The sequence below is a fragment of the Psychrobacter sp. CCUG 69069 genome, from assembly GCF_021023115.1.
Lineage (GTDB): Bacteria > Pseudomonadota > Gammaproteobacteria > Pseudomonadales > Moraxellaceae > Psychrobacter > Psychrobacter namhaensis.
The window spans coordinates 63,254-77,371 of sequence record NZ_QQAI01000010.1 but is presented as its reverse complement, the minus strand read 5'-3'; the positions used below and the strand labels follow the sequence as shown (position 1 = coordinate 77,371).

The window sequence follows — 14,118 nt, the reverse complement described above, 5'->3', positions numbered from 1 at the left end:
TTTCTTTATTGTGATGACGTACTGCTATGCTTTCTATCGCCGCGCGACTGTTTCCTACTTGGTTACGTCAGTATCAACTGTCTGCCTTGCCGACTGACGTCATTGCTGGGCTGGTCGTCGGTGTGCTGGTCATTCCACAAAGCTTAGGTTATGCGGTGCTGGCAGGGTTACCACCCGTCTACGGACTGTATGCCGCGATCGTGCCCGTCATGGTTTATGCTTGGATAGGCTCAAGCAATGTCCAAGCGGTGGGGCCTGTCGCTATCACGGCAATTATGACGGCAAGCAGCCTGCACCCTTATGCATCGCAGGGCGCGCAGCAGTACGTATTGATGGCAAGTTTGTTGTCGTTGATGGTCGGCGTCCTACTATGGTTGGCGGGTCGGCTCAAGCTTGGCTGGATTATGCAGTTTATCAGTCGCGGCGTATCGGCGGGCTTTATCAGTGGAGCGGCCGTCCTGATCTTTATCAGTCAGCTTAAGTATTTGACGGGTATTCCCATTGCAGGAAACGGTTTGATTGGTTATCTGTCCAGTATGCAAAGGTATGCCCACCAGCTACAGCCGCTGACGCTGCTTATTGGGGTGATAGCCTTTGTCCTGTTGGTTGCCAATCGCTACGGCAGCAAATGGGTATGGCAGTCTTGGTTGTCATCCGCCTATGCCAAATGGGCAGAGCGCTTATTTCCGCTTATTCTACTTGGTATTGCCATCGTCCTGAGCATCAGTTTGCATTGGACAACGAGTGGCGTGGCTACGATTGGTCGTATTCCGCAAGGGCTACCAACTTTTACTATTCCCTATGTGCCAAACTTTGATGAAGTGCTAGATTTGTTACCTAGCGCTGGGCTAATGGCACTGATTATTTTTGTCTCCAGTAGCTCAGTCGCGAGCAATTATGCACGCCTGCGCGGGGAATCCTTTGATGCCAACCGTGAGCTGACGGGCTTGGGGCTTGCCAATATGGCAGGTGGTTTTTTTCAAAGCTTTACGGTCGCTGGTGGCTTTTCGCGCACCGCGATCAATGTCGATTCAGGTGCCAAAACGCCGGTCGCTAGTTTGACAACAGTGCTGGTCATGATTGCCGCGTTAATTGCTTTTGGTAACGTACTAGCCCCTCTCCCCTATGCCTTACTAGGCGCGACCATCATGGCGTCTATCATCGGTCTCATTGATATGACGACCTTCAAATCCGCGTGGCAGCGAGACCGCTTAGACGCGGCCAGCTTTATGGCAGCTTTTGTGGGTGTGCTGATATTTGGATTAAATACGGGTTTGGTCATTGGTCTGATGGTGTCGTTTGCTAGCTTGATTTGGCAATCAAGCAAGCCGCACGTTGCTATTGTGGGTCAATTGGCAGGTACGGGGCACTTTCGTAATATCAATCGTCATGACGTGGTGACGTTTCGTAATCTGTTGATGCTGCGTATTGATGAAAGCATATTTTTTGGTAACAGCGAATCCGTCCATCGCCGTGTCGTCCAAGCCACCCAGCAGTATCCAGAAGCTCGTGAGATTATTCTTATTATGTCAGCGGTCAATCACATTGATTTGACGGGACAAGAGATGCTTATTAGCCTCAACCAAGAGCTTTTGGGCCAGCACAAGCATCTAAATTTTAGCTTTATTAAAGGACCTGTGATGGATATCATTGAGCATACGCCGATTATCACCCATCTGTCAGGACACGTTTATCTCAGCACCATGGATGCGGTAAACGCATTAAAAGATGTCTAATAGCACTATACACCGCACGTTATTGAATCAATAATCATAATCTCGGCTGTGACAAAATGTAGATACACTAAAAGCTGTGTTATGCTAAATTATTCTAGTCTTTAGAGATCATCACTGCCAAACACGGCACTTAACCCTAGTACGCTAAAATCTACTGCCTTTTAACATATATGGCCGAACTGACTTATGACCGATAATTTAACTATTTATAAGCAAATTTATCCGAGCCAATGCGTAAAAATTGCTGAGCTTGGTTATCGTTCTGTGCTCAATATTCGTCCTGACGCTGAAACAGAGACGCAGCCTAATAGCGTCGATTTTGCCCGTGCGACGGCAAAAGCCAACTTGTCCTATCATCATCTGCCTTTTGACGACGAGCGGTTGAGCCGAGCGACTGTCGAGCAATTTGCTGACTTTTATCGTGCCATGCCCAAACCCATACTCATGTTTTGCGGGACAGGTGCCCGTGCTAAACTGCTTTACCAAAGTGCATTGATGCAAGGGCTGCTGTAGAGACGGCTATAAAAACGGTCATGACGTTTACACACCTCATCTTTAGAAAACTTCCCATACAGCTTAGGCTTAGATTCTGTACTTTCCTCCCAAACTGATCATTTTTTTCCATAGACAATAAAAAGGAGCTCTTATGAGCCATCAAGTGAGCTTTACTGGACAAATCACCCCTGACCAAGTACCTATGATTGCCGAAAATGGCTTTAAAACCATCATTAATAACCGTCCAGATGGTGAAGAACCAAATCAACCCACCAGCGCAGAAATTGAAGCCGCTGCTAAAGACGCCGGCCTTGCTTATAAAGAGATATCTTTTGCTGGTAATGAGCTGAATCAAAACCACGTCGAAGCGTTTGCAGATTTCTTTAATCAAGCGGAACAACCCATGCTGATATTTTGCCGTACGGGTAACCGCTCAAACGGTATCTATGAAGCCGCCAAGCAAATGGATTTGTTAGACGACTGATAGTGAGCCACACAAACTTACCACTGCTTAAAAAAACGCCCGTCCAGATTTTGGATGGGCGTTTTTTTAAGCAGTGGTAACATTACAAGTTGGTCAACCTGCAACGTTAAGTACATAATAAAATTTTACCTACACACCTTGATAGAATTTGATTATGCAAAAACCGCTACTTACCATCGGTAACAAGAACTACTCCTCTTGGTCATTACGGGCGTGGCTCTTGCTCAAAGCTTTCGATGTTGATTTTGATGAGCAGCTCATCGAATTATTTCATCCTTCAGCCCGTCCCACGCTTGCAGCAAACTCTCCTACGGGCATGGTACCTGTTTTGGTATATGGCGAAGGTGATGAAAAAGTAACCGTTTGGGACACAGTAGCTATTGCCATGCATATTAATGAATATTTCACGGAAATCAATATTTGGACAGGTATCAGTAAGTCTGACACCAAAGCGCAAACTGACAGTCAAAATAGGATCAATAGCGCTTACTGCCAAAGCATTATTGCTGAAATGCACTCAGGACTAATGGGCATTCGTAGTGAGATGCCAATGAACATCAGAGCTACCGCTAAAATACAACCGAGCAGTGCTTGCTTAGCTGACATAGCTCGTGTTGAAAATATTTTTGCAGATTGCTTAAAAGGACGGGCAGAAGGCAGTTTTTTATTCGGTGAGTTCACGGCTGCGGATGTCTTTTTTGCTCCCGTGATTCTGCGTTTAAACACCTACGCTAGAGCATCCAACCTTACTCTACAGCCAATCACCAAACAATACTGCCAAACGCTACTAAACCATCCACATGTACAAGCTTGGCAAAAAGCCGCCTTAGAAGAAACCCGTATTATTAAAGAAGATGAAGCGGGGACCATTCTGTCGGTGGCGGGCATACTAGCTGATTAGTGCTTCCTTGTTACTCAATAAAAACCCCTGAAGCCTATTATGACTTCAGGGGTTCAAATTTTTAGTAAAGTATCAGTGGAAAACTACTGCATAACTAAATATTCAAATGCTGATAATGCCGCTTTACTACCCTCGCCCATCGCAATGTTAATCTGTTTAAATGGTACGGTAGTCACATCACCACAAGCAAAGATACCCTTGCGATCTGTATGACAGCGCTCATCAATCTCAATCTCACCAAAGCGGTTTAAATCGACAAACCCTTTAATGAAATCCGTATTAGGCACTAGACCGATCTGTACAAACACCCCTGCCAGATCAAGCTCTTTGGTCTCACTTGTGTCACGGTCTTCATAGACGATTGAGCTGACTTTACCGTCGGTCGCTTTGATCTCTTTAGTAGCGGCACTAACAATAATATCAATATTGGCCTTTTCTTTGGCTTTATTGATCAATACTTGGTCAGCCTTTAGCTCATCGGCGAACTCGAACACGGTGACATGCTTGACGATACCCGCCAGATCTAACGCAGCTTCGATACCCGAGTTACCGCCACCAACGACCGCCACTTCTTTACCTTTAAAGAACGGACCATCACAGTGAGCACAAAACGCCACGCCTTGACCAATGTTTTCTTCTTCGCCTGGTACACCCAGCTTACGCCATTGAGCACCTGTCGCTAGAATAATACTGCGAGTCTTAAATGACTCACCCGTATTCAGGTGGATACTATAGTTTTCATCTTCGGTCTCATCAATCTCTTTAACCCTAACGTGCTCTTTGAGAGTGATGTTGTACTCTTGCAAATGTTTTTCAAAATTTGAAGATAACTCGCTACCTGTGATCAAAGGGACAGAGATTAGATTCTCAATGTCCTGTGTGTCTTTAACCTGTCCACCGATACGGTCAGCAACCATGGTCACTTTTAAGCCTTTACGCGCCGTATAAATAGCGGCAGCCACCCCTGCAGGGCCTGCACCAATAATAGTCACGTCTTGCTGCTCTAGCTGTTCAGCATCCTCTTCGTTAGCATCAGCTAACAAGTCAGGGTATTGCTCTTGTAGCTTTTCAATTAACTTAGCCGTGTCAATTTTACCATTAGCAAAAGGTTTACCATTTAAAAACACAGCTGGTACGCCTTGGATATTGTTGGCATCAACTTGCTCTTGGAACAATGCGCCATCGATCATCTCGTTGCTGATATCATCATTGAGGAGCGCAAATTGGTTCAGCGCCTGTACCACTTCAGGGCAGCTATGGCAAGACAGTGACACATAAGTCTGGAACTGGAGCGGCTTATTAAAACGCTTGATAAGCTTCTGAATACCTTCATCCAACTTTAAGGTGTGGCCACCCGCTTGCAAAATTGCCAAAATCAATGACGTAAATTCATGCCCACCTGGGATACCACTAAAAACAATACCGGTGTCACTCAATGCGCCATCAAGGTGACTGACCACTTTAAAACTGATCGCACTCGGTAAGCTCTCATCAGTTGCTTCTACGTCAAAATTAATCTTATCAGTAGTGCCTGCAATTTTAGTCAAAAAATCAATCAACTCAGCGCGCTTACTATGTTCGCCGCTACCCAACACAAAGGTAATCGGACGGGTCATATTTTCGCTATAGCTTTTGACTGCATCTAATAAGTTTTGATCTATCATGTTTGTTCCTCGTTATTACTGTATATGTAACGGCAACTGCGTGTCACCCGTTTAAATATGAATTTTGTATTACTAATAATTTGTCTAATACTCTATAGGCTTATGCCTTTTGATGTCTCTATTATCATAGGTTCCAAGTGTTTAGACAAGCTGAGAAACTCAAACTTTACGTTTTATAAAACCAATCATTAAACGTTATAAATAATTAAATATAAAACCATAGGCAGAGTATACCCATAGCAACAAGGTACTTTTTTCGCTACAATCAAAAGAGGTCGATAGGAATTATTCCTATTGAGCTTACGGCAGATCAGCTTTTACGTGTGCTTATTAAAAGCCCTTTCTGCTTGTATGGGCCTTATCGTGGTTAGTTTAAATGCGATAAAGCCCCGTAAGAATCAAGTCTCACAATCATAAAATCTTAACGAAATACGCGTTTGCTTACTGCAATATTGCGTTTTATAACAAGGATGACCCGATGAGAAAGACTGATACTAGGCAAGACAATAGAGAAGTTATTGCTGAACTTAAGCAGAAAGACAGCCACTTTGCGAATATTTTCGACGAGCATACTCAGCTTGATGAGAAAATCAATCAACTTGAAAAAGATGTGGTACAACATGCCAGTCGTGACGAAGAAATAGAACACATGAAGCGACGAAAGCTGTACCTGAAAGATGAAATTTATAAAGCCATTGAAAAAAACAAACTACAATCCTTGAGCTAGCCTGCATACGTTTTGTAGTTATGGCTTTATGCGAGTAAGTAGCCGCTTATGTGCATGGTTAAACAATTAACTGACACATAGGCGGCTATTTTATTGATTATTTAGGACGATTTATTGGTGGTTTTCTAACCCTGTCATTAACCAATGCTTACCCACCAATAATCTCACCGCCATTCACGTGCATGACTTGTCCAGTAACATAGCTTGCCTCGTCACTTGCTAAATATAAGTAAGCAGGAGCTACTTCATTGGGCTGACCGGCACGTCCCATAGGCGTGGTTTGTCCAAAACTTTCTACTTCTTCAGGACTAAATGACGCTACGATAAGCGGTGTCCAAATAGGGCCTGGTGCCACTCCGTTGACACGGATGCCTTTTTTCTCACTCATTAAGTTATTGGCCAACGCCCGAGTAAAAGATAAAATCGCGCCCTTGGTGGAAGCATAATCAATTAAACGGTCACTGCCACGATAGGCGGTAATGGAGGTGGTATTGATGATGCTACTGCCAGCCTTCATGTGCGGCAACGCAAATTTACTCAACCAAAAATGCGGATAAAAATTGGTGTGAAGGGTTTTATCAAACTGCTCGCTACTGATGTCAGTGAGCGACTCTTGCTCAACCTGCATACCTGCATTGTTGACTAAAATATCAATTTTGCCAAATTCAGAAATAGCGGCATCGATGAGCGCCTGACAGTTAGATTCTTGCGATAAATCAGAGGCGACCAAAAGGCAGCGCTGGTCGTAGGACTCGATATGCTGCTTGGTAACATTGGCATCGTCGTCTTCGCATAGATAGCTGACCACCACATTTGCGCCTTCTTTGGCAAACAGTATCGCGACTGCTTGGCCGATCCCACTATCCGCGCCCGTGACCACCGCAACCTTTCCGGCAAGTTTACCGTTTGGATAGTCACGCGGTAAGACCTCAGGGGTTGGCGTTTGCGCCTGCTGTGAACCAGGTAATGACTGCTGCTGTTTAGGGAACTCTTTATCAGATGTTTGATTGTTACTCATAACCACTCCTTTTTTTAATTTTTTTTTACTATTCATAAGTTTATAAAGTCGTAATGGGCAAATTTTTGTCTTACTTTGCTTTGTTTATATTTGCGCTTATGCGGCTCTTTTTATTTGTACGCACTGTCTCTTTTTTATACGTACTGTCTTTTGAGCTGTTATTAGACTTATACTCTCGGTTGTTCTTACTCATTTATTTATGACTAGCATAACGAGTCAGACGTACAAGACAAACAGCCTTACGTGACAGTGTGTGACGGTGATGTAAGCAACCTATCCCAACTTAACGCACAGTAAATTGTGTTAAAAATAAAAGGAGTTTTATAAAGAACTGCTTACTGAGGCAAACCCGTTTTTGGCAGTGCTAAAATTTGGCAATGCTAAAAAAGGCTCTATCGACCATTGCCGATAGAGCCTTTGTCATATTTTAATAGTTATCTTTATGGGATAAATACTAAGATACTTTTAATTTTGGTTTAACTAATTTTAGACTAACCTTGTTCTTAGATTTTACCAACAAGATCAAGACTTGGTTTTAGCGTATCGCCGCCTTGTTCCCAAGCTGCTGGACATACTTCGCCATCATTTTCACGAACATATTGTGCCGCTTTTACTTTACGTAGCATATCTTTTGCACTACGGCCGATACCACCAGCATGGATTTCAGCGACTTGAATTAAGCCATCAGGATCCACTAAGAATGTACCGCGCTCAGCCAAACCAGCTTCTTCAATCATGACGTTGAAGCCACGAGTGATTTTACCAGTAGGATCGCCGATCATTGGGTAGTTTACTTTACCGATTGCATCTGAAGAGTCATGCCATGCTTTATGCGTGAAGTGGGTATCTGTTGATACTGAGTAAACTTCTACGCCTAAGCCTTTTAGCTCTTCATAGTGGCTTGCCATGTCTTCAAGTTCAGTTGGGCAAACAAAGGTAAAGTCAGCTGGGTAGAATAGGAAAATAGCCCAACCGCCTTTAACGTCTTCTGAGGTGATGGTTTTAAACTCACCGTTTACATATGCTTCTGCTGAAAATTCTGGGATTTCTTGATTGATAATAGACGCCATGATTGGCTCCTTTATAGTTAAGTTAAACGAAATTTATTTATAAGGTTGTTTCAATTAAGCCTTTAATGCTCTGGGCTACCTGACAAACTATACGCGAATTCTATCGTTAATCCAGTTAAAAGTTTTTAATGTGATGTTTTGTTTTATTAAACTTGTTAAACTATTATCTCTGCTTTTCATCATCAGTGTACTATACGTAAGTACCTACTTATTAGAAATTCTCAAAACAAATGATAGGGTACTCATCTATCGAATGACACAGCGGAATCAATTGCGATAAAAGCCCATTAACAGAGAGGTTTTATGATTACTTTACGTCAACTTGAATTTGCCTTAGCAGTCGCTAAGCACCGTCATTTTAAACGGGCGGCAGAAGACTGTAATATCTCACAATCTGCGCTGAGCTTGGGGATCGCAGAGTTAGAAAAACAGCTGGACACTCAAATTTTTGAACGCAATAACAAACAGGTCTTAATCACCCCTATCGGTGAAGATATTCTGACCCGGGCGCAGCGGGTTTTTTCTGAGGTACACGATTTAACCACACGAGCGCACAGCCATCAATCGCCGCTCGCGTACCCGATGACGGTTGGCATTATTCCCACCATTGCCCCGTACTTGCTCCCAAAAGTGTTGCCTGCGCTACGAAAAAACTATCCAGAATTTCGTATGACCATCGTTGAACAACAAACAGAGCGCCTGCTCGAGCAAGTACGTTATGGTCATATTGATACCGCGATCATTGCGCTCCCTTATGCCGTAGATGGGCTGCATAGCTTTGAGTTTTGGAGTGAAGACTTTTTTGCGGTTTTTCCAAAAAATGATGCGCACGCCAAGCTAGACACTATTGATGCTGATGAGCTGGCCACTGCCAATCTTATGTTATTGGGTGAAGGTCATTGCTTAACTGACCAAACGCTCTCTGTCTGTCACTTTGACCGCGCGCAGATGAAATCCAGTTTTTCTGATGCCAGTCTTAATACCTTAATTCAGATGGCACTCGCCAATATGGGTACGACGTTGGTACCTGAGATGGCGCTGGATCAGTTGCATCTGCAAAACCGCAACGCAGTTGCAGTGCCACTAGCAGAGGAAGGACCACATCGTCATATCGCTTTTGTCACCCGTCTAAATTATTCCCGTGTCGATGATGTCAATTTGCTTGGTAAAGTGTTTAAACAAGCTTTTGAAGAGGATGCCAATAAAAGTTAACCATCCTAATGAGTCGTCGTCACTATAAAAAGCAGGATAAATATGCACGAATTTTCGCAAATAAATACTGAACTGGGCAATCGTTTTGCGCAGCATTTATCTGCGATCAACCGTGATGTCCTACCAACAGAGACAAAAACACTGTGGCGAGATATCGCTGTTCGTTACAACGAAACCCAGCGCGCTTATCACACTTTACGTCACGTGCGGCAGCTGTTTGAACAGTTCGAACAGATTGTCTCGCATCTCCACAAGCCACATCTCATCGCTTTGGCGCTGTATTACCACGATGTAATATACCATCCGATACGCTCAGATAACGAGCTTAAAAGCGCTAAATACGCAGTAGATCAGTTAAAGGGATATCTGAATGATGAGCAATGTCGATATATCTATGCGCTTATTTTAATGACTGCCACTCATCAACTTAGCGAATTGACAGACGATGATAAACGCAGTGATGCGGCCTACTTGTTAGATACGGACTTAAGTATTTTAGGGACGCCTTGGCCTGAGTATGAACGTTATGCGCGCGCGGTACGCCAAGAGTACGCGCATATTTCCGTCATCGATTACCGAATCGGTCGAGTGACAGTATTACAGAAACTATTAGCGCATCCCAAACTCTATCTCACCTCATATTACTATGAACGATTAGAGCAACAAGCTCGAGAAAATATGGAGCGTGAGATCAGTCTTTTATGCGCATCTTAATAAACAGCTCACTGCCCTGCCGTGCTGGATGCGAGTTATCGCTCGGCTCCATAATCTCAATATCAAAATAGGGGGCAAAACGCTGCTGATACTCCGCTTGTGTGCCACCGAATGGCGGCTGCACTTGTCCAAAATCTTTGTTGAATAGTAATCCCACCAGTTTACCGTTAGGCTTAAGCAGCGCCGCCATCTGCTGCACATACTCATCACGTCTTGCTGGATTGATCGCACAAAAAAACGTCTGCTCCAGTATCCAGTCAAATTGATATTGCTCATCTGACAAACTAAAAAAGTCCGCACAGATTAAATGTGTAGAGGGAAAGTGAGGATAACGCGCTGCAAATGCCTCAATTGGGGCAGGCGCGAAATCAACCAATGTCACATTGGTAAAACCTTGCTCGTGTAAGTAGCCCACTTCGTAAGCATTGCCTGCACCCGGTACTAAAATGGCCTGATGTTTGGCACTCTCAGGTAGCTGATCAATATAGGCTTTGAGTGGCGGTGATATTTTACCCATATCCCAACCAGTGCTGTCTTGCTCATAACGCTGCTGCCAAAACTCGGCTTGACTGACCTGTTCCATATGACATCCTTGTATGCCTAACTGCATTATTTAAATGAAACTACCACTACCGCTATGTCTTATCATAACAGGCTTACTAAAACAGTCTACATGGTTTACGTGAGAGGCCTAGTCTAACTGACCCGTTTTACCGGCCAACAGGTTATGCCAGCGCTGATAGTCAGGCATCGCTGTCGCCACCGTTTGCCAAAATGCAGGGCTGTGATTGGCATGATGCAAGTGGCATAGCTCATGGACGATCACATATTCGGTGCATTCAATGGGATAAGCAGGGAGATAAACCGAGAGCCAAATTCGGCGCGCACGCGTGTTGCAACTGCCCCAACGTGTATGCATTTTTTTTAATCGTATCTCATTGGCTTGAGCGCCAACGATTGGCTGCCACTTTTTAAATAACGCAGGCATTACTGTGGAAAGTTGCCGCCGATAACACGCCAATTTTTCATCGTGGTTTAAAGTAAATGGTTGCGCCATACCCCACAACAGAAGCGGACTCTCAGCAGTTGACAATTCGAGTGCGGTGCTTTGTTTGCGCTGATGTTGTTCCAACACTTGCGCGTGGTTAGCAATGGCCCACGGTACCCGCTTAGCAATAGCCTGCCCCATTTGTACCGTACTAATAAATCTTGGTACAGATACCATCAATAAATGTGGCTTTAGTCGAAAATTGATGTTTTTAACGCGCTTTTTGGTCACGCATAGCTCAATCCCTGCCCTTGCCAAATACTGAATAGCTTTCTCTAATAAAGGGGTACTCTGTTCTGGCAGTAAACTCATTCTCAAAGCGCCTGCAAATGGTTGTCAAAAGACATCCTCTGGAGTTGGCTATCTGTCAGCACACGCTCAATATTGTCACTAGTCTCTAATGCGGTCGTTGATAAATGAGTCACGCATAACGTGGTTAATTGACCTTGCCCATCACTCACGATAAATCCTAATTTTTCCCGGTTACTGCCTGTCTTGCCAGCTATTATTGCTGCCCCAGCGCAGTCTGGCAAACTGACAACATCAATCAAAGTACGCGTCGTTAAATCAAAGATTGCCGCACAGCCACCAATCGGTGTGGTCACACACAAATGATTACGCTCACTATCCACCGCCACACTGGCGATATATTGATGAAAGCGCTGCCATTGATTGTTCGGCATGACTAAGGGACTAAAATTAGGATCTCCGCGTTTGTGCGTCAGGACAAGTGGCACATTAATGTGCCTTTCTCCCTGAAACTGAATACCAATCATCACAGTGCCATTATCATGCATGGCGAGATGACGCACGCTCATCTGATTGTGCTCAGGTGTGATTTGTTCAAGCAAGGTACCGTTATGACGGTTTAAATAAACCAGCGACGGGCGCATGGTGTCTAAATTGAGTTCTTCGCGAGAAGCCTGTTCGGTTTTAATACCCCCATTGGCGATCACCAAAGTGTCACCATCAGGATGCATGATCAGCTCATGTGGGCCGATGCCGTGCGAGTCGAATTCAGCTATTTTTTTGTAATCATAATAAGCATCATAGACACCAATTTTTCCGTCCAAATGGACCGTGTCATTCTCAGTCACATAGAGCCATTTGCTATCTAAGCTATAGCACGCATGACCATAAAAATGTCGATTGGTCGCAGCTTGGATGGCAGTCTTTACCTGCCCTGTTTGCGTATCGAGTACCCAGAATTTTTCACTGGGACGGCGACCCATCACCACCACATCACGGCTTTGAGGCTTATGCTCAAGCTCACTTTGTAGATGGAAATCTGGCTGAACGACGATGTCATGGACACGTTCAGGCATGGTGGTTTGCCAGACAATTTGCCTGTCTGCATCGATACCGACTACCCCAAAATCATGCGCATCGGTGGTGGCATTTTTATCTTTTATCGATGCGATATTTTTTGGCATGGACGCCACACCGCTGACCCAACAAACGGGACGCGCTAGCATGGTGGTGGTATGTACAGCGCTAAAGTTGGTCGAGCTATTGCCGTTACCTTTATCCGCTAACGAGGTAGCATTATAAGCGCATTGCCACGCTATCGTTGCCTGCTGGCAAGCATAGCGCAAGCGCGTTAACTGCGGCTTCAAGGCGGACGGTAGTAAGGGCAACTGCGAACGAAAGCCAGTCACATAATCTTGCAAACTTGCGTCAGGATGCCGTTGTTTGCGCGAGCGATGATGTATACCGACCAGCCCTGCTGTGCCAATTATTGTCAACACTGACGTCGCCAGCAGTTCATGAGCAAATTTTTTATCTAATGGTCTGTTTTCTAACTCATCAGGTTTATAGAAATGCTTAGTCATTGTTACGGCGGGCTTGGCTCTGATAGTCTGCATTGTTTAATCGCCATCAGTACTATTAAAACCCACACGAATCCCAAGTGTCGGAATCAATTGACGCTTTATGAGGCGCGTAATCGTAGTCAGATGATCCAGCAACTTTTGCTGCGTGGCTGTATCAGCGGTGGTTAAGTCTTCTGGCATCTGTGCCAATAATGTCGTGGTATCGGCAAGCGCCGTCGATAAACTATCAGCCACGTTGTTTTCGTTGTTACTGCCCAAAATAGCGGTTAAGACGGGGTCGGTCAACGCTGTGTTTAAAGTGGCCAATTTAGCATTGATAATAGCACGGCTTTGTCCAGCAGTAGCAGCTGGCACATGGCCTTTGGCTTTTCCTGTTAAGCCCAGTGGCTGCTCAATGGCATTAGATTTCATGGTCTCAACTAAGGATAGCAAAGAGTTAAACCATTGATTTAGCCCTTGGTCACTTTCAGCCGTCTTATCAATCGCCAGTAATTCGGTAGAATTCTGCTGCCAGTTTTTCTCAATGTCTTTTAAACGTGTGCTCAAGGCACTGCTTGCGCTTATCACATAAGCACACTGACTCGCATCTAAACTGTCATTGGCATATAACGCTTCTTCTAAACCTGGCACCCCTTGGACGATAGCGCTCTCATTAGCGAGCTGTTCAGGGCTGAGCGTTGGGTTGGACGCAATCAGCTCTGCCACACCGCTATGCACCAGTCCGCGCTCGTCCGGATAATAATTGATGTACAGATTGCTCATACTGGCGGTCGCTGGACCAAAATTAATCATCTCCGCACTTGCCCATGCTTGTGCCAACACCAGCCATTGATCGCGCAGCGCTTGTAGCTCTTCACCGCTGACAGGGGCCTGCTGACAGTGCTTTTGGGCCAAATCATGCAGTGCATCACTTTGCTTAGCCACGTCCGCATATGCTGGGATGACAATATCATTTGCCACGTGGGTCAGGTAGGTTTGTTCAGTATCAGCGCTAATGTCTACTGCCGTTATTTGAGCAATAGTATCGCCCGCCCCTTCTGTTGCACTGGCAGAGGTAGCGCTATCTTGTGCCACCTTTTGGCTATCCACGTCTGGCGCTTTACTCTCATCAGCCGGTTTTACACAGCTGATCAGCAATCCAGCACTCAAGGCAGACAACGCCACTGCTAAAGCATGGTTTATTTTCATAAGTTTCTCGGTAATTTTATAGGTAGTCA

Annotated in this window: 14 protein-coding genes; 7 read left to right on the top strand and 7 right to left on the bottom strand. The window is 44.8% G+C overall.

The annotated features are described in order from the left end of the window. Positions 1–26: 26 nt before the first annotated feature. The 4 genes from DVY93_RS08165 (at position 27) to DVY93_RS08150 (ending at position 3,616) form a co-directional block, all read left to right on the top strand. The gene (locus DVY93_RS08165) at positions 27–1,736 is read left to right on the top strand and encodes a SulP family inorganic anion transporter (protein ID WP_230710223.1); all 1,710 of its coding nucleotides are present in this window, start codon (positions 27–29) and stop codon (positions 1,734–1,736) included. 186 nt (positions 1,737–1,922) lie between these two features. After that, on the top strand, positions 1,923–2,249 hold the full coding sequence (locus DVY93_RS08160; protein ID WP_230710221.1) for a beta-lactamase hydrolase domain-containing protein: 327 nt from the start codon (positions 1,923–1,925) through the stop codon (positions 2,247–2,249). Between the two features lie 133 nt (positions 2,250–2,382). Beyond that, on the top strand, positions 2,383–2,715 hold the full coding sequence (locus DVY93_RS08155; protein WP_198333857.1) for a TIGR01244 family sulfur transferase: 333 nt from the start codon (positions 2,383–2,385) through the stop codon (positions 2,713–2,715). A 154-nt stretch (positions 2,716–2,869) separates the two neighbouring features. Beyond that, on the top strand, positions 2,870–3,616 hold the full coding sequence (locus DVY93_RS08150) for a glutathione S-transferase family protein (RefSeq protein ID WP_230710219.1): 747 nt from the start codon (positions 2,870–2,872) through the stop codon (positions 3,614–3,616). Between the two features lie 83 nt (positions 3,617–3,699). Here DVY93_RS08150 and ahpF read toward each other — a convergent pair whose 3' ends face one another. Next, on the bottom strand, positions 3,700–5,280 hold the full coding sequence (ahpF, locus tag DVY93_RS08145; protein WP_230710217.1) for an alkyl hydroperoxide reductase subunit F: 1,581 nt from the start codon (positions 5,278–5,280) through the stop codon (positions 3,700–3,702). A gap of 478 nt (positions 5,281–5,758) precedes the next feature. On the opposite strand from ahpF, the gene DVY93_RS08140 reads away from it, so the two are divergent. After that, positions 5,759–6,007, top strand: a complete 249-nt coding sequence (locus tag DVY93_RS08140; RefSeq protein WP_193005283.1) for a YdcH family protein — start codon at positions 5,759–5,761, stop codon at positions 6,005–6,007. 148 nt (positions 6,008–6,155) lie between these two features. On the opposite strand, the gene DVY93_RS08135 is transcribed toward DVY93_RS08140, so the two are convergent. Then, complete coding sequence (locus tag DVY93_RS08135; protein ID WP_193005282.1) at positions 6,156–7,025, bottom strand: glucose 1-dehydrogenase; 870 nt, start codon at positions 7,023–7,025, stop codon at positions 6,156–6,158. Positions 7,026–7,528: 503 nt separating this feature from the next. After that, positions 7,529–8,095, bottom strand: coding sequence for an alkyl hydroperoxide reductase subunit C (gene ahpC / locus DVY93_RS08130; RefSeq protein WP_193005281.1), 567 nt, complete (start codon positions 8,093–8,095; stop codon positions 7,529–7,531). A 303-nt stretch (positions 8,096–8,398) separates the two neighbouring features. Here ahpC and DVY93_RS08125 point away from each other — a divergent pair, with 303 nt between their 5' ends. Both DVY93_RS08125 and DVY93_RS08120 read left to right on the top strand, forming a co-directional pair. Next, positions 8,399–9,307 carry a hydrogen peroxide-inducible genes activator gene (locus tag DVY93_RS08125; protein ID WP_230710215.1) on the top strand — a complete coding sequence of 303 codons (909 nt, stop codon included), beginning with the start codon at positions 8,399–8,401 and terminating at the stop codon, positions 9,305–9,307. Between the two features lie 42 nt (positions 9,308–9,349). After that, on the top strand, positions 9,350–10,021 hold the full coding sequence (locus DVY93_RS08120) for an HD domain-containing protein (RefSeq protein WP_230710214.1): 672 nt from the start codon (positions 9,350–9,352) through the stop codon (positions 10,019–10,021). Here the strand turns inward: DVY93_RS08120 and DVY93_RS08115 are convergent. The 4 genes from DVY93_RS08115 to DVY93_RS08100 all read right to left on the bottom strand — a co-directional run bounded on the left by DVY93_RS08115 (position 9,999) and on the right by DVY93_RS08100 (position 14,089). Then, positions 9,999–10,604, bottom strand: coding sequence for a methyltransferase domain-containing protein (locus tag DVY93_RS08115; RefSeq protein WP_230710212.1), 606 nt, complete (start codon positions 10,602–10,604; stop codon positions 9,999–10,001). The two genes, DVY93_RS08120 and DVY93_RS08115, sit on opposite strands and share 23 nt — an antisense overlap. A gap of 108 nt (positions 10,605–10,712) precedes the next feature. Beyond that, complete coding sequence (locus tag DVY93_RS08110; RefSeq protein ID WP_230710210.1) at positions 10,713–11,381, bottom strand: M48 family metallopeptidase; 669 nt, start codon at positions 11,379–11,381, stop codon at positions 10,713–10,715. A gap of 2 nt (positions 11,382–11,383) precedes the next feature. Next, entirely contained in the window at positions 11,384–12,934 is a 1,551-nt protein-coding gene (locus DVY93_RS08105) for a DUF1513 domain-containing protein (RefSeq protein ID WP_230710208.1), read from the bottom strand. Between the two features lie 3 nt (positions 12,935–12,937). Further along, on the bottom strand, positions 12,938–14,089 hold the full coding sequence (locus DVY93_RS08100) for an imelysin family protein (protein ID WP_230710206.1): 1,152 nt from the start codon (positions 14,087–14,089) through the stop codon (positions 12,938–12,940). Positions 14,090–14,118: the final 29 nt, after the last annotated feature.

Excerpts from the sequence above, each read along its gene's own strand:
- DVY93_RS08165 (WP_230710223.1), top strand. The coding sequence starts at position 27 with ATGCTTTCTATCGCCGCGCGACTGTTTCCTACTTGGTTACGTCAGTAT.
- DVY93_RS08160 (WP_230710221.1), top strand. The coding sequence starts at position 1,923 with ATGACCGATAATTTAACTATTTATAAGCAAATTTATCCGAGCCAATGC.
- DVY93_RS08155 (WP_198333857.1), top strand. The coding sequence starts at position 2,383 with ATGAGCCATCAAGTGAGCTTTACTGGACAAATCACCCCTGACCAAGTA.
- DVY93_RS08150 (WP_230710219.1), top strand. The coding sequence starts at position 2,870 with ATGCAAAAACCGCTACTTACCATCGGTAACAAGAACTACTCCTCTTGG.
- ahpF (WP_230710217.1), bottom strand. The coding sequence starts at position 5,280 with ATGATAGATCAAAACTTATTAGATGCAGTCAAAAGCTATAGCGAAAAT.
- DVY93_RS08140 (WP_193005283.1), top strand. The coding sequence starts at position 5,759 with ATGAGAAAGACTGATACTAGGCAAGACAATAGAGAAGTTATTGCTGAA.
- DVY93_RS08135 (WP_193005282.1), bottom strand. The coding sequence starts at position 7,025 with ATGAGTAACAATCAAACATCTGATAAAGAGTTCCCTAAACAGCAGCAG.
- ahpC (WP_193005281.1), bottom strand. The coding sequence starts at position 8,095 with ATGGCGTCTATTATCAATCAAGAAATCCCAGAATTTTCAGCAGAAGCA.
- DVY93_RS08125 (WP_230710215.1), top strand. The coding sequence starts at position 8,399 with ATGATTACTTTACGTCAACTTGAATTTGCCTTAGCAGTCGCTAAGCAC.
- DVY93_RS08120 (WP_230710214.1), top strand. The coding sequence starts at position 9,350 with ATGCACGAATTTTCGCAAATAAATACTGAACTGGGCAATCGTTTTGCG.
- DVY93_RS08115 (WP_230710212.1), bottom strand. The coding sequence starts at position 10,604 with ATGGAACAGGTCAGTCAAGCCGAGTTTTGGCAGCAGCGTTATGAGCAA.
- DVY93_RS08110 (WP_230710210.1), bottom strand. The coding sequence starts at position 11,381 with ATGAGTTTACTGCCAGAACAGAGTACCCCTTTATTAGAGAAAGCTATT.
- DVY93_RS08105 (WP_230710208.1), bottom strand. The coding sequence starts at position 12,934 with ATGCAGACTATCAGAGCCAAGCCCGCCGTAACAATGACTAAGCATTTC.
- DVY93_RS08100 (WP_230710206.1), bottom strand. The coding sequence starts at position 14,089 with ATGAAAATAAACCATGCTTTAGCAGTGGCGTTGTCTGCCTTGAGTGCT.